Origin of the sequence: Aquimarina mytili, from assembly GCF_016735115.1 — a bacterium.
GTDB lineage: Bacteria > Bacteroidota > Bacteroidia > Flavobacteriales > Flavobacteriaceae > Aquimarina > Aquimarina mytili.
Map to the genome: position 1 here is coordinate 1048117 of NZ_JAERQJ010000001.1, position 21748 is coordinate 1069864.

The following is a 21748-nucleotide window of genomic DNA, read 5'->3' on the forward strand; positions in this document are numbered from 1 at the left end:
TGATATGAGTTATAACATTATTATAGTAGATGATCATAGCATGTTTCTGGATGGATTACTTAGTATTTTTGATGATTTGCCAGAATATAATGTTTTATTTACTGCCAAAGATGGAGAAAATGTAATTAAGTATCTTCAGATTAATTCATCAGAACAAGTAGATTTGATTATTACCGATTTGAGTATGCCAAACATGGATGGGATTACGTTAAATCAACTGGTTAAAGAAAGTTATCCAACGATCAAAACACTAATTGTTAGTATGCATAAAGATCCAGGGATGATTGAAAATTTGATTAAAAATAATGTGGATGGGTACGTTCCTAAAAACTCACAAAAAAGTGAACTACTCAAAGCAATAGGAGATATCTTAGGTGGAAAAACCTATTTTTCTGAAAGTATAAAAAAGTCATATACAAGTTTTTTGTTTGACAAGAACCGCGATAGTATATCACCATTAACCCCTAGAGAAAAAGAAGTGCTTAAACTAATTGCGCAAGAATATACTACTCAGGAAATTGCTGAAGAATTAAATCTAAGTAAGCATACCATTGAAGGGTACCGAAAGACTCTATTAGGAAAACTAAATGTAAAAAATCTGGCAGGATTAACCCGATATGCAATCAAGTTAGGATTGGTAGAATAGTTTTCTCATTGAAAATAAGTATGGTTTTTATATTTTAAATTAGTATGGTCTTTGCACTTCCAGTATTTGGTTTAATGAAGCTTTTGGCTATACATATTATAATATTATATTGCAGAAGAATTAGAAATCGATGATGATTTCGTTAGAATTCATCTTTTAACACATAAAGTATAGAATGAGCAAAGCATCCTTTATCAAAGAATTAACCTTGCCTGCAGTTGCGGCGCCAATGTTTTTAATATCTGGACCTCAATTGGTTATTGAATGTTGTAAGAACGGAATTGTTGGAACTTTTCCGGCATTAAATCAACGAACTTCTGAAGGGTTTGAAGAATGGCTTATTGAGATAAAAAAAGCACTTTCAGATTTTGAAAAAGAAACGGGTAAAAAAGCCGCACCATTTGGTGTTAATCTAATTGTGCATCATTCTAATCCAAGATTACAAGCCGATCTTGCCTTGTGTGTTAAACACGAAGTCCCACTGATTATTACATCTTTGGGAGCTGTTTCAGAATTAGTAGATACAATTCATGGTTATGGCGGATTGGTGTTTCATGATGTTATTAAAAAACGTCATGCAGAAAAAGCAAATGAAGCAGGAGTTGATGGGTTAATTCTTGTTGCAGCTGGCGCTGGTGGGCATGCAGGTACTATAAATCCTATGCCATTAGTTTCAGAAATTAAAAAATTCTTTAAGAAAACAATATTACTTTCAGGTTGTATTTCCTCTGGTAGGGATATTGCTTCAGCGATGCAAATGGGAGCAGATTTGGCCTATATGGGAACTCGTTTTATTAATACCGAAGAAAGCAAGGCACCAAAAGCATATAGAGATATGATTATAGATTGTGGTGCAAGCGATATTGTATACACAGCGGCCATATCTGGAGTTCATGCAAATTTTTTAGGCCCAAGTTTGAAAGCCATGGGGATTACAGAAGAAATGTTAGCCAGGAAGAAAAAAGTTGATTTTGGAGATGAATTAACTGTTGATGAAAATGAAGCAAAAGCCTGGTCTACAATTTGGTCGGCAGGTCAAGGAGTTGCAACAATAAGCAATTCGCCCAGTGTAAGTGATTTGATCTCTGAGCTAAAAACTGAATTTAAAATGGCAATTCAGCAACAGAATGAACTATTGGATGTTTACAAATAATTAGAGTGCAAATAGGTAATAGATAATAAAACATAATTTTTAGAGATCTATTATTGTGATAAAGTAATTCTATTTTGGGATACTATATGTGACAAACTCCTTATGGCATTGGGGTTAGAGGTTATGTGGTGTATTCATGATTGAAGTTTTTGTTTCCTTTTAGAAGTAGAATGTTCTACATTTTACTATTGGTTTAATGTTTTCAACACTCTGTATAACCAGTCTCTTATTGCAAATCCATTCAAAAAAAGATTAATCATTGTTTTTTTCAATAATTCTTAAGAACTCGTTCCGAAAAGAGGTCTTAGTAAAACTTCCTCCGTATTCGATTGTAGTGGTGAAACTACTTTTATCTTTAATTCCTCGAGAAGAAACACATAAATGTTTCGCATTTACTACTACAATTACATCTTCAGTGCCTAAAGTCTGTTGTAAGTCTTTTAATATTTGCAAGCAAAGTCTTTCTTGTACTTGAGGGCGATGTGCATAATAATCTACCAACCTATTAATTTTTGACAAACCTACTACTTTGTCCTTTGGGATGTACCCCACATGTGCAGTACCTGTAATAGGCAAAAAATGATGCTCACAGGCAGAATCAATATTAATATTTTGCTCGATCAACATTTTTTGATACCCATATTTATTTTCGAAGGTCGAAATTTTAGGGCGGTTTAGAGGATTTAAACCATAAAATAGCTCTTTGACATACATTTTAGCTACCCTGTAAGGTGTTCCAGAAAGACTGTCATCTGTTAAATCGAGCCCTAGCTCTTTCATGATCTCCGAAAAATGATATTGTATATTTTCGATTTTATCATCATCCGGTTTTTCGAAAGCATCACTTCGTAAAGGAGTCTCTGTAGTATTAGAAATATGTGCATCTCCTATGGATTCTATTTCTTCTTTGGTTACTTTCATAGTTTCATTTTAGTGTTTGCAACAGCCTTGTTCGCATTGGCAATATTTTAGATTGTAGACATGTAAAATCACTAATAATGAAGATGCCAGGTAAATTGTTTCTTCGGCTAAAGGAAACATGGATAGCTTTTCATTCATCACAATAACGAATAATAGCATCCAACTTATCCAAAAAGCATATTTCATTTTTGGTTTTGTGGTGGTTTTAGAAGATCTTCGAATTGCCATAAAAGAAATTCCTAAAAAAATAATGTCCAAAGATTTCCACCAAAAAGGATGTTCATCTTGAAAGAGTACTGATCCCGTATGAGCCATAAAAAGAATAGGAGTAAGTAAGCAATGTGCTAAACATAAGCTACTTGCCATAATTCCCAAAGTATCCGAGTTGCTACGTATTTGCGATATGTTCACAAGAAAATGTATTTGTTTAAGTCTGCAAAGATACTATTATTTTATAAATGCAACTTTGTTGCGTTAATAATATTTATTTATTTTTGACAAAATGGTTTTATGATCCGAACGACATCATTGAGGTTTACATATCAGAATACAAAAAATCATACCTTTTGCTTTCCTGATATTGATTTACCTCCAGAAAAAGATATATTAATTTTAGGGCCTTCGGGTGTGGGCAAAACGACACTACTACATCTTTTAGCGGGGCTTTTGCCACCCAAAACAGGAGACATTTTTATTGCAAATAGTTGTTTGAACAAACTTACAAGAAGTCAACTTGATTATTTTAGAGGACAACATATAGGGTTGATTTTTCAAAAAGCGTATTTCATCAAATCTTTAACCTTGCTCGAGAATCTGACTTTACGTGAACGATGTTCTAAAAAGAAAAGTGATCGTTATCGAAAAGAAGAATTGATCATGCATCTAGGGCTCTCTGATCTTCAAAACAAAAAGGTGTATCAGCTAAGCGAGGGACAACAACAGCGACTCTCTATCGCTTTAGGAGTTATACATAAACCTAAAGTCATTCTAGCAGATGAACCTACATCAAACTTAGATGATAGTAATTGTATAAAGGTGATTTCTTTATTGAAAAGAGAGGCTCAGATCTGCAAAAGTAATTTAGTGATCATAACCCATGATCAACGAGTAAAATCACATTTTAATAATCATATAATTTTATAGAACTTGTTATACCTGGCATACAAAAATCTGATTTCTAAACCTTTGAATACTATGTTGAGCATTTTGTTATTGATGCTTAGTATTTCGTTAGCGACTTTTGTCTTGCAGATAAGAAATCAGCTTGACCAGCATTTAGAAAGTAACATCAAACCATTTGATATGGTTATTGGTGCAAAGGGAAGCTCATTACAACTTATACTATCCTCGGTTTTACATATCGATAACCCTACTGGTAATATATCATTAGAAGAGGCTATGCGTATTGCCAAAAATCCTATGGTTAAAGAAATGATACCAGTTTCATATGGAGATAATTATAAAGGAATTAGGATTTTGGGTACGACCAATAAGTATTTGAATACCTATGAAGCAAGTTTACAAGAAGGAAGTTTATTTGAAAAACCATTCGAAGTAGTTATTGGAAGTGGTGTAGCAAAAAAACTTGATCTACAAATAGGAGATACCTTTATAAGTTCTCATGGTTTAGCTGAAAATGTATTAGAAACTCATAATGAAAACCCATTTATCATTACCGGGATATTAAAACCAACAAATACAATTATTGATCATCTCATTATTACGAATCTTGAAAGTGTTTGGGAAGTACATGAACATGATAATGAGCACCACCATCATGAAGAAGAGCATGTTGATGAGCATAGTGATCATAAAGATGAGTATGAAAAAGAACGCGAAATAACCTCTTTATTAGTAAAATTTAGAAACCCTTTAGGAGCTCTGCAAATGTCCAGATTTATTAATGACGAGACTACCATGCAAGCAGCACTCCCTAAATTTGAAATTGAACGATTAATGGGGTTTTTAGGAGTTGGTTTTCAAACAATTAATGGTATTTCCGTTGCAATATTGTTAGTGGCAGGGTTAAGTATATTTATAAACTTAATAAAAACTGTAAGAGAAAGAAAACAGGAGTTGGCTTTGTTGCTTACCTATGGTGTCAATACTTTTCAGTTGATAAAATTGGTTTTTCTAGAGGCGCTTTTCTTATCCTTATTAGGATCTATAGCAGGATGGTTTCTAGGAAGAATAAGTATATGGTTTTTTTCAATTTTTACTGAAGATTTATATGGTTATCATTTTGTATTTAGCTTGCCTACAAATAAGGAGTTACTCATATTAATATTAGTGATTCTAACAACCTTATTGGCAGCAATTTTGGTCTCATTGTCTTTATTTAAGTTAAACGTTTCTAAAACAATATCCCATGCATAAAATAGTTTTCTTTATCCTTTTTTTAATATTTACCAAATTCAGTCTATGTTCTCAAGACAAATTGACATGGAATGATTTTGCAGATGTAAAATTTTATAATGTTTATAGTCCTAAATATGATGATATCTTTTTAAAACCTAGATTTGGGCCTATTATAAAATCATATCAAGGCGATCGGATTCGTGTTAAAGGTTATTTTTTAGATTTTTCTATTGATGAGGATGAGTTTTTTTTACTGTCTAAAAACCCAAGATCTTCCTGCTTTTTTTGTGGAGGAGCGGGACCAGAAAGTGTTGTCGAAGTTGTCTTTAGGCAAAAACCAAAGTTTAAAATGGATCAGATTGTTGAGGTTACAGGTGTTCTGGAGCTTAACGCAGATGATGTAGATCATTGTAATTATATTATAAAAGATGCCATAGGTAAATTAGTACAATAAAATGCATTAATATTGTTCTCTAATGCATAGAGTGGAAATAATTTTTTTACTTTGAAGCAAGACATTCGATCAAACTATTTTTGTATCCGGCACATATCTAACAAATTATAATGGCTTTATGAAAAACACAATTTATATAAGTTTCTTTTTACCTATTTTTCTAATACTTTCTTCATCCTGCAAGAGAAATAAGCATCTTGTAAAGGTTGAGAGTTCAAGAATCGAAATAAATGACAGTATTTCTTATGATCCAGATATAGAGAGTTTTATAAAGCCGTATAGAGAAAATGTACAGAAGAATCTTGATAGTGTATTAGCATATTCGCCAGAAACATATTCCAAAGGAGACGGAAGATTAAATACGGCTATCGGTAATTTAATGGCTGATATTGTTTTAGAACAAGCCAATCCAGTTTTTAAATCAAGAATAGGAAATGCAATTAGTATGGTGCTATTGAACTATGGAGGCATTCGTGCACCCATTCCGAAAGGTAATATTACCACACGTACCGCTTATCAGGTTATGCCATTTGAAAATAGTATTGTTGTAGTAGAAATGAAAGGTATACATATCAAAAAACTAATAGAGTATTTACAGAAATCTCAAAAAGCACATCCTATTTCAGGGCTTAAACTAACTGTTGATACCAATTTTGATGTAGTCAAAGCCTTGATCAATGATAAAGAAATTAAGGATGAGGAGATCTATTTTGTAGGGACTAATGATTATTTGTACCATGGTGGTAACGAGATGTATTTTTTTGAACATGGAGAAAAATCCTATATATTAAATTACAAAATTCGAAATGCTATGGTTGATTATTTTAAAAAAGTTGATACAATTAGGCCAGTAATAGATGATCGATTTGTGCAAATTAACTAAACAAACTTTGAAATGAAACGAAGAGAATTTGTAAGGCAAACAGTAGCGACAGGGGCTTTGGTTACTTTAGGAGGAGTAGGTTTATCTTCCTTTTCCGAAAGTAATGCAAAAAAAATAACAATTTTACATACCAACGATGTCCATAGCCATATAGATCCTTTTGGCCCGGAAGATGGTAGAAATTCAAACAAGGGAGGTGTGGCAAGAAGAGCTGCAGTCATTGAAAAAATAAGACAAGAAAACCCAAATACATTATTACTTGATGCAGGAGATATTTTTCAAGGAACTCCCTATTTTAATTTTTATGGAGGCGAATTGGAATTCAAGCTTATGAGTATGCTCAAATACGATGTTGCAACTATTGGCAATCATGATTTTGATAATGGTATTGAAGGGCTAGTGGCGCAACTTCCTCATGCCAAATTTAAATTTGTTTCTGCCAATTATGATTTTACTAATACGGTTATGGATACCTTCACAAAACCTTATGAAGTATTGATTAGAGATGGTATTAGGATTGGTGTATTTGGTTTGGGGATAGAATTGGAAGGACTTGTAATGAAAGATTTATATAAGGAAACCAAATATCTTAATCCAATAGAGATTGCTCAAGATATGAGCAGAATATTAAAAACAGAAGAAAAGTGTGATTTGGTTATATGCTTGTCACATTTAGGATATAACTACAAAAAGGAACCTAATAAAGTTAGTGATCTTAGTCTTGCCAAAGCTACCGAAAACATAGATCTAATCATTGGTGGGCATACACATACTTTTCTTGAAAAACCAACTATTGTAAAAAATAGCAAAGGCAAAAATGTACTCGTGAATCAGGTTGGATGTTATGGTTTGTATTTAGGAAGAATAGATTTTTATTTTGATAGCCAAAAAGCTACAACTGTTTATGGGAGTTCTATTGTAATTTAAATTTCTCAAAATAGTATTCTATTGAATACTAGAATCAAATAAATGGTCGATTATTTTTGTGTTTAGGATAAATAGACTACAACTAAACCTTGCCAAATACAGTCGCAAATCCTTTGTTTGGAAAAAAGAAGTTCCACTTTGAAGATATTTTTAGTTAATTTTAAGTTAATGTAAGTTAAAGTTTGTTAATTTTAAAAAAGCTGATTATGGTTAATTTCCTACAAATATGGTCTGAAGGATTTTTCCTATTAAATACTTTTCCAACCATTATTTTTACTAAAGCAACAATGTTGCAATAATTATTTTTTTAACTCCGGGTTTTCATCTTAATTTTTGTAAATCAATAACTTAAGGTGCGGTTTTACCATAATGCGTTTTTGCCTTGAATTTATACTTTTGGGGACTAACACAAACTTTTACTCAAATGAAAAATTTTAGCAAACTTGCTCTGGGTACTTTACTCACAGCACTAGTAATTACTTCTTGTCAGAATGAAACTGTTTCTGATGGAGTAGTAGAATCAGTTGTTGAACCAACCAACGCCGAAGGAAAAATCATTCCTGGCCAGTACATTGTAGTCTTTAAAGATTCAAAGATATTACCCACTTCCAAAATTCTTTCTAAATCTTCGTTTACCAGTAGGGATGCAAAGGCAAAATCGGTTAGAGAGATTTCTGAAGTTTCTATCCAAAAGATGAATAGAATTTTATTGGATTATGATGTAGATCAATCTAAAGTCTTGAGCTACTATACAACAGCTATTTCTGGAATGGCTTTAAAATTGGGTAATGACGAACTTCAAGAATTATCAAAAGATCCTAATGTTACTTCTATAGAGTATGACAGAGTAATAAAATTGCCGAAGTTTCAGGTAGAAGAAGTAATTCAAGCCGATGCTTCTTTAAGAATGGCACAACAAACACCTTGTGGTATTTCCAGAGCTGGAGGAGCAGCCGATGGTTCCGGAAGAAACCAATGGATATGGGTCATTGATAGCGGGATTGATTTAGATCATCCAGACCTTAATGTAGTTACAGACTCTAGATATGCAAGATCTTTTGTAGGAGGGTCTGCAAATGACTGTAATGGACATGGGACTCATGTTGCCGGGACAGCCGGAGCTGTCAATAATAGCGTTGGTGTTGTAGGTGTTTCTGCAGGAGCTAATGTTGTACCTGTAAGAGTTTTTGGTTGTAGTGGCGGAAGTAGTACTTCTACTATACTCAATGGGATTAATCATGTAGCTGCTAATGATATTGCAGGTGATGTAGCTAATTTGAGTTTAGGAGGATTCTTCGGGTCAGGTTGCTCTAATAATTCATCGTATCGTACAGCATTATTAAACCTAGCAAATGGAGGAACACGTATAGCGATTGCTGCTGGTAATAGCAGCGCTAATGCGGCTAGTTATCAACCTGCTTGTGTTAATGGTAATAACATATATACAGTAGCATCTATGACTTGTAATCAAGGATTTTCATCTTTTTCAAACTATAATATGAATCCGATTGACGTTATTGCTACAGGTAGTAGTGTTAGAAGTACATATTTAAATGGAGGGTATGCAACATTAAGTGGTACTTCTATGGCTTCGCCACATGTGGCTGGGATTATGCATGCAAGACAAAGTAGTCCTAGAACTTCAGGTTCTGTAAGCAACAGAGGAGAAAATTATCCTATCGCAGTAAGATAAAAAGATATAGATCATTTTAACTTACATTTTGGGATTGTGTAGTTACGAAACCACTTGTTGGAGAACAGGTGGTTTCTCTTATTTTTTGCACTTATTACAGATACCTATGACTAAAAATTGAGTTTCTTGTATAGTAAAACCCTCTAAATTGGGGATATGTAAGGTATTGGGTTGGCAAGTCACTTCTTTGCATATCTGGCACTCAAAATGGATATGGTTATGAATTTTATGCGATACACCACAATTATCACAAAGCGCATAATAAGCCTTCCCATTTTTGCCTGTTACAAAATGAACCTCTCCTTTTTCTGCAAAGCGATCCAGTATCCGGTAAATGGTAGTTTTATTAACTTTTACTGGCATAGCAGCCATAATATCTTCTGCAGATAAGGTATGTTCTGATTTAGATAAGATTTCTTTGACAAGATTTTGTTTTTCTGTATTTCTCGTTTTTTTAATTTCCATGATGCAGCATTCGAACTCTTTAACATTATCTAAAGTAGTAATTTTTTTACCATTGCAAGTATTTTAAACAAAATTGAAAGAATTGATGTTTTTTAGAAAAACAGTCATACTCTAATCGATAGATTACTTAGAGATTTTATGATTTTGTTAATATTAGGAGAGAATAATTCTTTAAAATATTAGTTTTATATAAAATTGAATCATAAACACATTAACCAAAAATCATGAAAACACTAAGTAAATTAACATTGATTGCAGGAGTTTTTTTCTTTGTTTCTTGTAAACAAAATCCTGCTGAATCGCCAGAGCATAAAGCAATGGTAGAAAAGCATAAAGAAATGGAAACTTCTCATGAAGCAATGGCCAAAGAGCATAATGATATGAAAGATGATCATCAGCAAATGGTAGATGCTCATAAAGCTATTGAAAACGATTCTATTCATGAAGTAACTGAAAAGAATCATACTGTTCTATTGGCTAAACATGGTGAACTTATTGAAGCTCACAAAGCATTAATAGAAAAGCATGCAGCACTAGAAACAAAACATGCTTCTGGCGAGATCACATTAGAAGAAATGACCTCAGAACATGAATCTATGAAAAGTGAGCATGAAAATATGGAAAAGGAACATCAGCAAATAGCAGAAGAGCATAAGCATATTACTGAAGAAGATCAAAAGATGATGAAAGAGGATAAAGAGAAAGCGAAAGCGAAAGAAGCTGAAGGAGCGTCAGATCAAAAGTAAATAGTAATAGAAGTCATTATATAAAAATCAGTAAATAAAAATTAATTTTTATTTACTGATTTTTTATTTTATTAATTAAAAACTGATAAAAATATCATATTGATTTACTTTAAAAATAAGTTTATGAAAATCTAAATTAACTCCAGAAACAACCTTTTAAATAAATTTGAATTAAGGAAAATTTACTTCCCGATACAGAAATTTGCAAAAATGTTTCCTAATAAATCATCACTAGATATTTCTCCTGTGATCTCTCCAAAATGATATAATGCTTGTCTAATATCTATCGCCATTAAATCGCCTGAAAGGCCAGAATCTAATCCATATTGTACTTTTTGGATTTCTTCCAATGCTTTTAGTAAAGCATCATAATGACGTGTATTGGTTACTATAGTTTCGTTATTACGTAGAGCACCTGTATTTACAAATTCAAGAAGTTTGTTTTGTAATTCTTCGACCCCAGTGTTTTGTTTTGCAGAAAGTAAATGAATGTTCTCAATTTCAGAGGTTAAATTTGTTATTTGATGTGTATTGAGTTTATCCACTTTATTAGCTACAATGATCAAAGGTTTTTGTGGATACTTGTTTTTAATTTTACCTATTTCAGTTTTTAGCTCTTGTAAACTATCAACCGTTAATAGCGAACTATCAACCAAATAGATTACTACTTGTGCTTGTTCAATTTTTTCAAAAGTTTTTTGAATACCAATACTTTCAACCACATCTTTTGTATCGCGTATTCCTGCAGTATCAATAAACCGAAACCCTATGCCACCAATGTTGATCTCGTCTTCAATAGTGTCTCTGGTAGTACCTGCAATATCAGATACAATGGCTCTTTCTTCATTAAGTAATGCATTAAGTAAAGTGGATTTTCCAACATTAGGCTCGCCAACAATAGCTACAGGGATTCCATTTTTAATTACATTTCCAACAGCAAAAGAATCAATAAGACGTTTTAAAACATTTGTAATTCTAGAAATCAAATCTTTGAATTGAGAGCGATCTGCAAACTCAACATCTTCTTCAGCAAAATCAAGTTCCAGTTCAATAAGAGATGCAAAATTCAGTAATTCATCCCTTAATTTCTTAATTTCATTAGAAAAACCACCACGCATTTGTTGCATGGCGATCTGATGAGAAGCCTCAGAATCTGAAGCAATCAAATCTGCAACCGCTTCAGCTTGCGAAAGGTCTAGCTTTCCGTTAATAAATGCACGCAAAGTAAACTCGCCTGCATTGGCCATTCTACATCCTTTCCGAAGTAATAATTGAATAATTTCTTGTTGAATATATGTTGAACCATGACAAGAAATTTCGATAGTAGGTTCGCCTGTGTACGAGTTGGTTCCTTTAAAAATGGATATTAATACTTCATCTAATACCCGATCTCCATCAATAATATGTCCGAGATGTATTGTATGGCTTTTTTGTTTGCTTAATTCTTTGCCACTAACAGATCTAAAAAGAGGTGAACAAACTGCGATAGCATCTTTTCCTGAAACACGAATAACAGCGATTGCCCCAGCACCTGATGGTGTTGCTAGAGCTACTATAGTATCTTGTGAAATCATATTTTCCTTACTAAATCGCAAAAATAGAGATTAATCTATTCACTTTAAGTACGCACTCTTAAACTTTTTTTGAGCAGTTGTTTTTCTTTTGCTATCTTGTGCATGGAATGAAGTAAAAAATACTTCTTTAGTATCTACCCTTTCCCCATTTTTGGGAAATAGAATTAAGAGAAAAATTAAGGTTCTGTGATTAAGCAAACTACTTAATAACAGATGAATTGGGAAACAGTTTTGTTGTAGTGATGATTACAACATTTTTTTATGTGCATTAAATTTAATGTCTAACCAATAATAATTAATTCTTATTCTTATGAATTTTTACAACACAAACTCATCTAATTTTAAACAGCGGTATTCCTTGCAGAAGTTTGGAGTACTTGCTTGTATGGTTTTGATGCTATTACCAGCCATTAGTTTGGCACAAATAGCACCGCTTAAAAGTACTTATAAAGCTTTTAATCAGGCGATAAAATCAAATGATAATCTGGCTAAAAGTACTTCAGAAGTTATAACCGAAACGATTTCAGAAAAAGGAGCAACCTGGTTGCGCTTGTTTTTTGAAGATGTTAATCTCGGTAAAAATAGTAGCTTAACTATTACATCAGATCTGGACGGAGCTTCACAAACATTAACCGCAGCCACGATTAAAGACTGGAAAAATACGAGTGCCTATTTTAATGGTGATAAAGTAACCCTTAAGCTTATTGTAGCACCAGGAGAACGATCGATTGGATTTAATATTAAAGAATTAGGGATTGGGCTTCTTGATCCAACAACTAAATCCCAATGTGGTTCAAGTGATGACCGAGTAGATTCTAACGATGCTGCTATAGGTAGAATTGTACCTATAGGTTGTACAGGTTGGATTATTACAAATGGACGATTAGTAACTGCCGGGCATTGTGTAGGTAGTCGTGCTCAGATCATTGAGTTTAATGTACCTAAATCTAATCCAGATAGAACTATTGTTCATCCAGGTCCAGAGGATCAATATCCAATTGGTAATTTCGTTTCTCCATATCCAGGTAATGCCTCTCAGGCAAATGACTGGGCAGTGTTTACGGCAAGCGCGAATTCGCAAACAGGTCTAACACCAATCCAGGCCCAAGCTAAATCCTTTAATGTGGTACGAACTGACCCAGGAAGTAATATCACGATCACTGGATTTGGTACTGATACCGGAATAGATAATCAAACACAACAAATACATACAGGGCCTTTGTCTTCTGTAAATAATACATTTGTTAGGTATAGAACAGATACTACTGGAGGAAATTCTGGAAGTCCGATTATTGATGCAGCTACAGGTAATGCTGTAGGTGTTCATGCGTATGGTGGTTGTTCTGGTTCTGGAGGGTCAAACTCTGGTGAACGAGCAACAATCCCTGCTTTTTGGGACGCTATGGGACTTGGCGGTGGAGGCCCCGATCCAGGTAACGATGACTGTACCGGAGATGTATCTTCTTTTCCATTTGTTGAAAGTTTTGAATCAAGTTTAGGGCAGTGGAAAAATACATCCGTTGGAGATGATTTAACCTGGACTCGAAATTCCGGAGGAACTCCTTCTAATGGAACCGGACCAAGCAGTGCAGCAGATGGTAATACTTATATTTATGTAGAAGCTTCTGGAAATGGTACTGGATACCCTAATAAAAGAGCACTTTTAAATTCACCATGTTTAGATTTTAGTAGTTTGTCAACCCCTAGACTAGCATTTCAATATCACATGTTAGGTAGTGCGATTAATAGCTTAACTGTTGAGGCTAGAACTAATAATACAGGTAATTGGACAAGTGTTTTTAGCAGAACAGGAGAGCAAGGTAGCAATTGGAATACTGCAGATGTAGATCTTTCTTCATATGCAGGAGACTCAAGTGTGCAGCTACGCTTTAATGTAGTTACCGGTTCTGGAGGAAGTGGTTGGCAAAGTGATATTGCTATTGATGCCGTATCTATTCAAAATGGAAGTGGAGGACCTGATCCTGGTCCAACATGTGAAGCTTTAAACTTTAATGACTTTACAGTTAATCCGTTCTCTAACCAAGATAGAGGAGGTACTGCTTCGATCACAAATGGTGGGGCAGCATTATCCATGCAAAGTAATACTTGGAAAGAAATAGCTCTAAGTTATACTGTAACAGCTAGTACTGTTATCGAATTCGAATTTAGTAGTACATCTCAAGGAGAAATCCATGCTGTTGGTTTTGAAGATGATGATGCATTAACGCCTACAAGATATTTTAAAGTTCACGGGACTCAAAATTACGGAGTAACAAACTATGATAACTATTCTGGAGGAACAACTAAATATACAATCCCAGTTGGTAATTTCTACACGGGTGCTATGAATAGATTAGTTTTTATTAATGACAATGATGCCGGTTCAGGAAACAATTCAATATTTTCTAATGTGAAAATTTATGAAGGATCATGTGGTCAAGCTTTAGCTGAAAGTGTAGCTAATCAGGAATCTGTGGATCCAATATTTGGTACAGAAGGTGAGAGTAATGATGCATTTAATGTAAGAATGACTCCAAACCCAACTAAAGGAAGTTTTTCTATTTATGTTAATTCGGGTACAAAAGGAAATGTTAATGCTGTTTTCTACAGTATTTTAGGAAGAAAAGTTGGGCAAAAACAACTGAGACCTGGAGTAAATACATTATCTCCAGCGAGTTTGTCAATGAACCCAGGGATTTATCTCGTGACATTTGATGACAATAGGGGAGGATCAACCACTCAGAAGTTAATTGTTCAGTAAAAAAAACAATAGTAAAGACATTAAATTTATAATGAAGCATCTCCAGAAATGGAGGTGCTTTTTTAATTGATCATTGTAACAAAATACTATTTCTCGCGTCATATAAATATATTGCTAATATTTTTAGCAATTCATCAATCATCAATCATCAAACTAAAAAAATAACATCATGAAACAGGATAGATCAGTATTAGTTATTACGCATTTATCGCAATTATTAGACCTTATCACAGGATTCGGAGGTTTTATCGTTCCCTTGATACTGTGGTTAACTCAGAGAGAAAGAGTATTAGCAATGGATGAGCATGGAAAGTCAATCATGAATTTTCAAATAAGTATGTTTATCTATGCCATTATCTGTGTTCCGTTAACATTATTGTTTGGTTTAGGAGCATTAGGATTAGCTGTTATAGCAATACTTTGTTTTGTTTTTCCTATCATTAATGCCATAAGAGCAAATAAAGGAGAAAGACCTTCATATCCCTTATCAATGGATATCATTAAGTAATAAAAAAAGCGGATGATTAAAAAATCATCCGCTTTTATGGTAAAACACTATTTAAGTCCTAGTGTTGGTTAAGTCTAAAATCAGGATAGGCATCCATACCATGTTCGTGCCCGTCTAGTCCATCGATCTCTTCTTTTTCAGAAACTCTAATTCCGACAGTTTTCTTAAGGACAAATATGATTATAAAAGCTGTTATCAGGCAAAACCCTCCTACTGCTAATACACCCACTCCTTGTACAAGAAATTGATCAAAACCTGCTTTAGCACCAAAAATACCTACTGCCAAAGTTCCCCAGATACCACATATTAAATGTACTGCAATGGCACCTACTGGATCATCTAATTTCAATTTATCAATTAATGCCACGCCAAAAACGATTACTGCACCCGCAATAGCACCGATTAAAACGGCATCAGTTGGAGACATTTGATCAGCTCCAGCAGTAATACCTACAAGTCCTCCAAGAATACCATTTAAGAACATAGTAAGGTCGTAGTTTTTGTACATTAAAGTCGATACTAAAAATGCAACTACTCCACCTGCTGCCGCTGCTAAAGATGTGGTAACTAATGTTAATGAAGTTCCGGCTGCATCTGCTGATAGAACCGACCCACCATTAAATCCAAACCATCCTAACCAAAGAATAAGTACACCTGCAGCTGCTAGAGGTATGTTGTGACCAGGAATAGCTTGAGGTTTACCGTCTGAGCTAAATTTCCCAATTCTCGAACCTAATAAATATACAGCAATTAAAGCTGCCCATCCACCTACAGAATGTACAAGAGTAGATCCGGCAAAGTCATAAAAACCTTCTGCGTCACCGATTTGGAAAGTAGATAAGAATCCGCCTCCCCATTGCCAAGAACCAACGATAGGGTATATAACTCCAACATAGATAATGGTAAAAATCATAAATGCACTAAGCTTAATACGCTCTGCTACCGCTCCAGATACAATTGTAGCTGCAGTTGCAGCAAACATTCCTTGGAACAAGAAATCAGTCCAATATGTATAGCCTTCATTATAGGCTAGATCTAAACCACCTTCTGCAGTAAGGGGAGAATCTAATCCAAAACCAGCAAATCCAAAAAAACCAGCTGCACCTTCTTCAAAACCAGGATACATCAAGTTAAAACCTACTAGACAGTATAATAATAATCCCACACAGATTATAAATACATTTTTAAAAAGTATATTAATTGTATTTTTTTGACGGGTTAATCCTATTTCTAAAAAAGAAAACCCTAAGTGCATGAAAAATACGAGTGCAGTACACACCATCATCCATACATTATTTATAGTTAACATTTCCATTGTTTAAGTACTATTTAAATTATTTTTTTGTTTTCGGTTGGTTAATCTTGCAGAGAATTAGCTTAGAGTTCCTCCGCCTTTTTCAGAAGTACGAATTCTGTAGGCTTCTTTGATGTCGGATACAAAAATCTTTCCATCTCCAACTTCACCTGTTTTCGCAGCTTCTAATATTGTAGATATAGTTACTTCTTCAAATTCATCATTTACTATTATTGATAAATAGCGTCTTTGTATATCTGTTGTGCTATACGATACACCACGATACACACTTCCTTTTTGTTCGTTACCTACACCGGTAACATCCCAATAAGAAAAAAACGTGACTCCTTTTTCGTGCAAAGCTTCTTTCACAACTCTATATTTAGATCTTCTAATGATTGCTTCTATTTTTTTCATAAAGAATAAAAGTTAAAATTAATGTTAAATTCGAATCAAAAATATGTCAAATTATATTTTACATCCAAATTTTATAGGGTAAAGACGTAATTTTTATCATTTATTGATATTTACCCCCTAAAAAATTAGGGGTATGTATTTTTAAAGTAAAAAAATGAAGATTTTGCACTTGGTTAAATCCTCATTTTTTACGAAAACGTTTTCATTAGAGTTTATTGATAATCAGAACCCTATAATTTTATGAAAAGCCACGTTTTATTTGCTGTTTTTTGCAAAAATGGCATTATCAAATTCGTAAATAGAGGTCCTTATTTTGTGATTATTTTATCCATTCGCGCCTTTTTTTATTGAGCTCAGAAAATTGGTATTGAATGTTTTGTTTTTCTTTCTGGTTCCTTAATGATTTGTTAATTTCATGAACTTGAAATACTATTAGATCGGAAATATTATGAAGAAACAAGGAATGTATCTACCAGAATTTGAGCACGACGCTTGTGGTGCCGGATTTATATGTAGCTTAGAAGGGAAAAAGTCAAATGACATCATACACAAAGCATTAGAAATTCTCGAAAAATTAGAACATCGTGGCGCGGTAAGTGCAGATGGCAAAACTGGAGATGGTGCTGGTATATTGATCGATATCCCGCATGACTTTTTTGTAGAGCATTGTGACTTTGATCTTCCTGAGTTTGGTGAGTATGCAGTAAGTAATGTTTTTCTGCCAAAAAAAGAAAATCAAAGACAATTTTGTATAGATACATTCGAAAAGAATATTATTGATCAAGGTCTTGTACTGTTAGGTTGGAGAGATGTACCTGTAGATCATATACATTTGGGAGAAATAGCTGCTACGACTGAACCTTTTATTAAGCAAATATTTATTGGTAAAGGAGATAAGGATCAAAGCTATTTTGATTTCAATCTTAAATTGTTTACCGCAAGAAAAGTTACAGAGCATACTATTTATGGTTCTAAACTCTCAGAAAATAAGTTTTTCTACTTACCTAGCTTATCAACAAAAACCTTGATATTTAAAGGTCTTTTAATGCCAGAGGACATTAAGTTATACTATAAGGACTTGTTAGACCCAAAAGTGGTTACTAGGTTAGCATTAGTGCATCAGAGATTCTCTACCAATACATTTCCAACTTGGGACTTGGCACAACCTTTCCGATATATGTGTCACAATGGAGAGATTAATACCCTAAGAGGTAATGTAACCAGAATGCGCTCTAGAGAAGAGTTGTTAAAGAGTGATTGGTTTGGTGAAGATATTAAAAAAGTACTACCTGTTGTATTAAAAGGAAAATCTGATTCTGCTTCAATGGATATGGTTGTCGAATTATTATTAATGACAGGAAGATCACTACCTGAAGTAATGATGATGATGGTTCCGGAAGCATGGGAGAAGAATCCTGAAATGTCTGAAGCCAAAAAAGCATTTTACGAGTATAATTCTTGTGCGATGGAGCCTTGGGATGGTCCGGCTTCAATTCCATTTACCGATGGTAATTATATAGGTGCGGTACTAGATAGGAATGGATTGAGACCTTCTCGCTATAGTGTTACAAAAGATGGTTATGTAATCATGTCATCAGAAACTGGTGTAGTAGATATAGAACCAAACAATATTGAGTTCCACGGTCGATTAGAACCGGGTAAAATGTTCCTGGTGAATATGGATGAAGGTAGAATCGTAAATGACGAAGAGATAAAAGAAGAAATTGCTTCAAAATATCCATATAGAGAATGGTTAGACAATAATTTGGTACATCTAAAAGATATACCATATAATGATTGTCCTTTATTTTTAGGCGAAGAAACCATTACAAAACGTAAAGAAGTATTTGGGTATACACAAGAAGATATAGATACAATCATTGCTCCGATGGGGCAATTAGGTAAAGAACCTATTGGTTCTATGGGATCAGATACACCAATTGCTGTACTTTCTGAACGTCCTCAATTGATTTATAATTATTTCAAACAATTGTTTGCACAGGTTACCAATCCGCCATTAGATGGTATTCGTGAAGAATTGATTTGTGATATAAGCTTAACATTAGGAGCAGATTACAATATATTTGATATTGATCAAAAGCATTGTAATAAATTAAAGATCCAAAATCCAGTAATTTCTAAAGAGGATCTTGATAAAATAAAAACGTATTCGGATAAAGGGTTTAAGTCTACTTCGGTTTCAATGTTATATAATATTAACCGTGGATTAAATGGCCTTGAAGATGCTTTAGATAAGCTGTTAAAAGAGGTGTCAGACGCGATTGATGAGGGAACCAATATTATAATTCTTTCTGATAGAAATGTTAGTAAACATAGAGCTCCGATTCCGGCACTTTTAACTTGTTCTTATGTAAATAGTGGATTACAAAAGCTAGGTAAACGATCAAAAGTTAGTATCATTATCGAATCTGCTGAGCCAAGAGAAGTACATCATTTTGCATTATTATTTGGATACGGAGCCAGTGCTATTAATCCATATATGGTGAATGAAATTATAGGGGAGCAGATCAAAGAAAATAATATTACAGATCTAGTTTTTGAAGATGCAATCTATAACTATAACAAAGCAGTAGGTAAAGGAGTATTAAAAGTAATGAATAAGATAGGTATTTCTACTTTAAACTCTTACCGAAGCTCTCAATTGTTTGAATGTATTGGTATTAATACCAAAGTTGTGGATCAATATTTCCCAAATACGGCAACTCGTATAGAAGGAATTGGGCTATATGAAATAGAAAAAGAAATTGCAAAGCGTCATAAAAGGGCATATGTTGAGCAAGAAGTGGCTGCCGATTTAGATTTAGAAATTGGGGGACAATATCGATGGAGACGTAATGGAGAAAAACATCAGTTTAACCCATTGTCGGTTGCAAAACTTCAAAAATCTGTTCGCGATAACGATCCTAAAACATATAAAGAGTATGCAGAATTGATCAATGAACAATCCAAGAGTTTAATGACAATTCGAGGGTTGTTGGAGTTTTCTAATTATGATCCAATTCCATTAGAAGAAGTTGAACCTTGGACCGAAATTGTAAAACGTTTTAAAACAGGAGCGATGTCCTATGGCTCAATTAGTAAAGAAGCTCATGAAAATCTTGCTGTGGCAATGAATCGTATTGGTGGTAAAAGTAACTCTGGAGAAGGAGGGGAAAACCCACTGAGATTTTATAAAGATGTTAATGGAGATTGGAAAAATAGTGCGATTAAACAAGTTGCTTCTGGGCGATTCGGAGTTTCTTCGAATTATTTAACTAGCGCAGCCGAGATTCAGATAAAAATGGCTCAAGGTGCAAAACCAGGTGAAGGAGGGCAATTGCCAGGACCAAAAGTAAATCCCGAAATAGCTAAAACACGTAATTCAACTCCTTATGTTGGATTGATTTCACCTCCACCGCATCATGATATTTATTCTATAGAAGATTTATCACAATTAATTTATGATCTTAAATCTGCAAATAGAGACGCAAGAATTAACGTAAAACTAGTTTCTGAAGTTGGGGTTGGTACTGTTGCTGCTGGTGTTGCTAAGGCAAAAGCAGATGTAGTTTTAATTTCTGGATTTGACGGAGGAACTGGGGCATCACCTTTAACTTCGTTAAAGCATGCTGGATTACCTTGGGAACTTGGTATTGCAGAGGCACAGCAAACGTTGGTAGGTAATAATTTAAGAAGTAGAGTAGTTGTGGAGTGTGACGGGCAATTAAAAACTGGTCGTGATGTTGCTATTGCTTGTTTACTGGGAGCAGAAGAGTTTGGATTTGCTACCGCACCATTGGTTGCTTCTGGTTGTGTCATGATGCGTGTATGCCATTTGAATACATGTCCTGTAGGGATTGCAACGCAAAACCCAGAATTGCGTAAGAAATTCAAAGGAAAACCAGAACATGTAGTGAACTATATGTATTTCGTAGCTCAGGAATTACGAGAGATTATGGCACAACTTGGTTTCCGTACTGTTAATGAAATGGTAGGACAAGTAAATAAGTTAGATCATAATAAAGCTATAGAACATTATAAAGCAGCTGGCGTTGATTTAACACCAATCCTACATCAAGTTGAAGCACCCGAGGGAGTAGATATTTATAATACAGAAACTCAAGATCATGGACTTGGAAAGTCTATTGATTTTGAAATTACTGAACAAGCCCATCCAGCGCTTTTCCGTAAAGAAAAAACCACCTTAGATTTTGATATTTGTAATACAGATAGAGCAGTAGGAGCAATATTAAGTAATGAAATCTCTAAGATATATGGAGCTCAAGGACTACCAGATAATACCTTGAAACTAAACTTCACTGGATCTGCAGGACAAAGTTTTGGTGCATTTGCCACCAAAGGATTAACAATGGTCGTCAATGGAAATACCAATGATTATTTAGGAAAAGGACTTTCTGGTGCAAAACTAATTATTAAAGTGCCCGAAGAAGCTACAATTGTACCAGAAGAAAATATCATTACAGGAAATGTAACCTTATACGGTGCAACAGCTGGAGAAGTATACATTAATGGTAAAGCAGGTGAAAGATTCTGTGTTCGTAACTCAGGAGCTAAAGCCGTAGTAGAAGGAATAGGAGACCATGGATGTGAATATATGACCGGAGGAGTTGCCGTAATTCTTGGAGAGGTTGGTCGAAACTTTGGAGCCGGTATGTCAGGTGGTATCGCTTATATCTATGATGATAAAAAGACTTTTGAAGCACATTGTAACAAAGAAGCATTAAATCTTGATCCTGTTATAGAACAAGCAGATATCAATGAATTGAAAGAGCTAATCGAGAATCATTACAATGCAACATTAAGTCCTCTTGCACAACGAATCCTTGAAAATTGGGAACAAGAATTACCGAAATTTATAAAGATATTCCCAGAGGAATATAAGCAAGCCCTAAAACGATTAGAAGAAGAAAAATTAGCACAAGCATAA

18 protein-coding genes are annotated in these 21748 nt (G+C 34.1%); 12 read left to right on the top strand and 6 right to left on the bottom strand.

The genetic code is table 11. The features are described from left to right. Positions 1-4 precede the first annotated feature (4 nt). A complete protein-coding gene (locus JJQ60_RS04465) occupies positions 5-646 on the top strand; it encodes a response regulator (RefSeq protein ID WP_201917031.1) in 642 nt (213 codons plus the stop codon). 175 nt (positions 647-821) lie between these two features. Continuing rightward, entirely contained in the window at positions 822-1799 is a 978-nt protein-coding gene (locus tag JJQ60_RS04470; protein WP_201917033.1) for an NAD(P)H-dependent flavin oxidoreductase, read from the top strand. 252 nt (positions 1800-2051) lie between these two features. Here the strand turns inward: JJQ60_RS04470 and folE are convergent, their stop codons facing one another. Together folE and JJQ60_RS04480 are read right to left on the bottom strand one after the other, a co-directional pair. Next, the gene (gene folE / locus JJQ60_RS04475) at positions 2052-2720 is read right to left on the bottom strand and encodes a GTP cyclohydrolase I FolE (RefSeq protein WP_201917035.1); all 669 of its coding nucleotides are present in this window, start codon (positions 2718-2720) and stop codon (positions 2052-2054) included. Positions 2721-2729: 9 nt separating this feature from the next. Continuing rightward, positions 2730-3131, bottom strand: a complete 402-nt coding sequence (locus tag JJQ60_RS04480) for a MerC domain-containing protein (RefSeq protein WP_317193989.1) — start codon at positions 3129-3131, stop codon at positions 2730-2732. 99 nt (positions 3132-3230) lie between these two features. Between JJQ60_RS04480 and JJQ60_RS04485 the strand changes: the two genes are divergently transcribed. The 6 genes from JJQ60_RS04485 to JJQ60_RS04510 all read left to right on the top strand — a co-directional run bounded on the left by JJQ60_RS04485 (position 3231) and on the right by JJQ60_RS04510 (position 9035). Then, on the top strand, positions 3231-3863 hold the full coding sequence (locus JJQ60_RS04485) for an ATP-binding cassette domain-containing protein (protein ID WP_201917037.1): 633 nt from the start codon (positions 3231-3233) through the stop codon (positions 3861-3863). A 51-nt stretch (positions 3864-3914) separates the two neighbouring features. Next, positions 3915-5096: an ABC transporter permease gene (locus JJQ60_RS04490; RefSeq protein ID WP_201917039.1), complete on the top strand. Its 1182-nt coding sequence runs from the start codon at positions 3915-3917 to the stop codon at positions 5094-5096. Continuing rightward, positions 5089-5532, top strand: coding sequence for a hypothetical protein (locus JJQ60_RS04495; protein WP_201917041.1), 444 nt, complete (start codon positions 5089-5091; stop codon positions 5530-5532). Before JJQ60_RS04490 ends, JJQ60_RS04495 begins: the two co-directional genes overlap by 8 nt. Positions 5533-5650: 118 nt before the next feature. Next, entirely contained in the window at positions 5651-6415 is a 765-nt protein-coding gene (locus JJQ60_RS04500; RefSeq protein ID WP_201917043.1) for a 5'-nucleotidase C-terminal domain-containing protein, read from the top strand. A 12-nt stretch (positions 6416-6427) separates the two neighbouring features. After that, the gene (locus JJQ60_RS04505) at positions 6428-7342 is read left to right on the top strand and encodes a bifunctional metallophosphatase/5'-nucleotidase (protein ID WP_201917045.1); all 915 of its coding nucleotides are present in this window, start codon (positions 6428-6430) and stop codon (positions 7340-7342) included. Between the two features lie 424 nt (positions 7343-7766). After that, the gene (locus tag JJQ60_RS04510; protein ID WP_201917047.1) at positions 7767-9035 is read left to right on the top strand and encodes a S8 family peptidase; all 1269 of its coding nucleotides are present in this window, start codon (positions 7767-7769) and stop codon (positions 9033-9035) included. Between the two features lie 78 nt (positions 9036-9113). On the opposite strand, the gene JJQ60_RS04515 is transcribed toward JJQ60_RS04510, so the two are convergent. Further along, positions 9114-9500 carry a Fur family transcriptional regulator gene (locus tag JJQ60_RS04515; RefSeq protein ID WP_201917049.1) on the bottom strand — a complete coding sequence of 129 codons (387 nt, stop codon included), beginning with the start codon at positions 9498-9500 and terminating at the stop codon, positions 9114-9116. Positions 9501-9724: 224 nt separating this feature from the next. Between JJQ60_RS04515 and JJQ60_RS04520 the strand changes: the two genes are divergently transcribed. Beyond that, complete coding sequence (locus tag JJQ60_RS04520; RefSeq protein WP_201917051.1) at positions 9725-10246, top strand: hypothetical protein; 522 nt, start codon at positions 9725-9727, stop codon at positions 10244-10246. A gap of 182 nt (positions 10247-10428) precedes the next feature. On the opposite strand, the gene mnmE is transcribed toward JJQ60_RS04520, so the two are convergent. Further along, positions 10429-11820: a tRNA uridine-5-carboxymethylaminomethyl(34) synthesis GTPase MnmE gene (gene mnmE / locus JJQ60_RS04525; protein WP_201917053.1), complete on the bottom strand. Its 1392-nt coding sequence runs from the start codon at positions 11818-11820 to the stop codon at positions 10429-10431. Between the two features lie 310 nt (positions 11821-12130). Here mnmE and JJQ60_RS04530 point away from each other — a divergent pair, with 310 nt between their 5' ends. Together JJQ60_RS04530 and JJQ60_RS04535 are read left to right on the top strand one after the other, a co-directional pair. Continuing rightward, complete coding sequence (locus JJQ60_RS04530) at positions 12131-14581, top strand: trypsin-like peptidase domain-containing protein (protein ID WP_201917055.1); 2451 nt, start codon at positions 12131-12133, stop codon at positions 14579-14581. 169 nt (positions 14582-14750) lie between these two features. Beyond that, positions 14751-15089, top strand: coding sequence for a DUF4870 domain-containing protein (locus tag JJQ60_RS04535; protein ID WP_201917057.1), 339 nt, complete (start codon positions 14751-14753; stop codon positions 15087-15089). 58 nt (positions 15090-15147) lie between these two features. Here JJQ60_RS04535 and JJQ60_RS04540 read toward each other — a convergent pair whose 3' ends face one another. Together JJQ60_RS04540 and JJQ60_RS04545 are read right to left on the bottom strand one after the other, a co-directional pair. Next, positions 15148-16404: an ammonium transporter gene (locus tag JJQ60_RS04540; RefSeq protein ID WP_201917059.1), complete on the bottom strand. Its 1257-nt coding sequence runs from the start codon at positions 16402-16404 to the stop codon at positions 15148-15150. Positions 16405-16461: 57 nt separating this feature from the next. Beyond that, a complete protein-coding gene (locus tag JJQ60_RS04545) occupies positions 16462-16800 on the bottom strand; it encodes a P-II family nitrogen regulator (protein WP_201917061.1) in 339 nt (112 codons plus the stop codon). A 448-nt stretch (positions 16801-17248) separates the two neighbouring features. Here JJQ60_RS04545 and gltB point away from each other — a divergent pair, with 448 nt between their 5' ends. Next, positions 17249-21748, top strand: a complete 4500-nt coding sequence (gltB, locus tag JJQ60_RS04550) for a glutamate synthase large subunit (RefSeq protein ID WP_201917063.1) — start codon at positions 17249-17251, stop codon at positions 21746-21748.

Coding starts and splice junctions, on each gene's coding strand:
- JJQ60_RS04465 (WP_201917031.1), top strand. CDS start 5: ATGAGTTATAACATTATTATAGTAGATGATCATAGCATGTTTCTGGAT.
- JJQ60_RS04470 (WP_201917033.1), top strand. CDS start 822: ATGAGCAAAGCATCCTTTATCAAAGAATTAACCTTGCCTGCAGTTGCG.
- folE (WP_201917035.1), bottom strand. CDS start 2,720: ATGAAAGTAACCAAAGAAGAAATAGAATCCATAGGAGATGCACATATT.
- JJQ60_RS04485 (WP_201917037.1), top strand. CDS start 3,231: ATGATCCGAACGACATCATTGAGGTTTACATATCAGAATACAAAAAAT.
- JJQ60_RS04490 (WP_201917039.1), top strand. CDS start 3,915: ATGTTGAGCATTTTGTTATTGATGCTTAGTATTTCGTTAGCGACTTTT.
- JJQ60_RS04495 (WP_201917041.1), top strand. CDS start 5,089: ATGCATAAAATAGTTTTCTTTATCCTTTTTTTAATATTTACCAAATTC.
- JJQ60_RS04500 (WP_201917043.1), top strand. CDS start 5,651: ATGAAAAACACAATTTATATAAGTTTCTTTTTACCTATTTTTCTAATA.
- JJQ60_RS04505 (WP_201917045.1), top strand. CDS start 6,428: ATGAAACGAAGAGAATTTGTAAGGCAAACAGTAGCGACAGGGGCTTTG.
- JJQ60_RS04510 (WP_201917047.1), top strand. CDS start 7,767: ATGAAAAATTTTAGCAAACTTGCTCTGGGTACTTTACTCACAGCACTA.
- JJQ60_RS04515 (WP_201917049.1), bottom strand. CDS start 9,500: ATGGAAATTAAAAAAACGAGAAATACAGAAAAACAAAATCTTGTCAAA.
- JJQ60_RS04520 (WP_201917051.1), top strand. CDS start 9,725: ATGAAAACACTAAGTAAATTAACATTGATTGCAGGAGTTTTTTTCTTT.
- mnmE (WP_201917053.1), bottom strand. CDS start 11,820: ATGATTTCACAAGATACTATAGTAGCTCTAGCAACACCATCAGGTGCT.
- JJQ60_RS04530 (WP_201917055.1), top strand. CDS start 12,131: ATGAATTTTTACAACACAAACTCATCTAATTTTAAACAGCGGTATTCC.
- JJQ60_RS04535 (WP_201917057.1), top strand. CDS start 14,751: ATGAAACAGGATAGATCAGTATTAGTTATTACGCATTTATCGCAATTA.
- JJQ60_RS04540 (WP_201917059.1), bottom strand. CDS start 16,404: ATGGAAATGTTAACTATAAATAATGTATGGATGATGGTGTGTACTGCA.
- JJQ60_RS04545 (WP_201917061.1), bottom strand. CDS start 16,800: ATGAAAAAAATAGAAGCAATCATTAGAAGATCTAAATATAGAGTTGTG.
- gltB (WP_201917063.1), top strand. CDS start 17,249: ATGAAGAAACAAGGAATGTATCTACCAGAATTTGAGCACGACGCTTGT.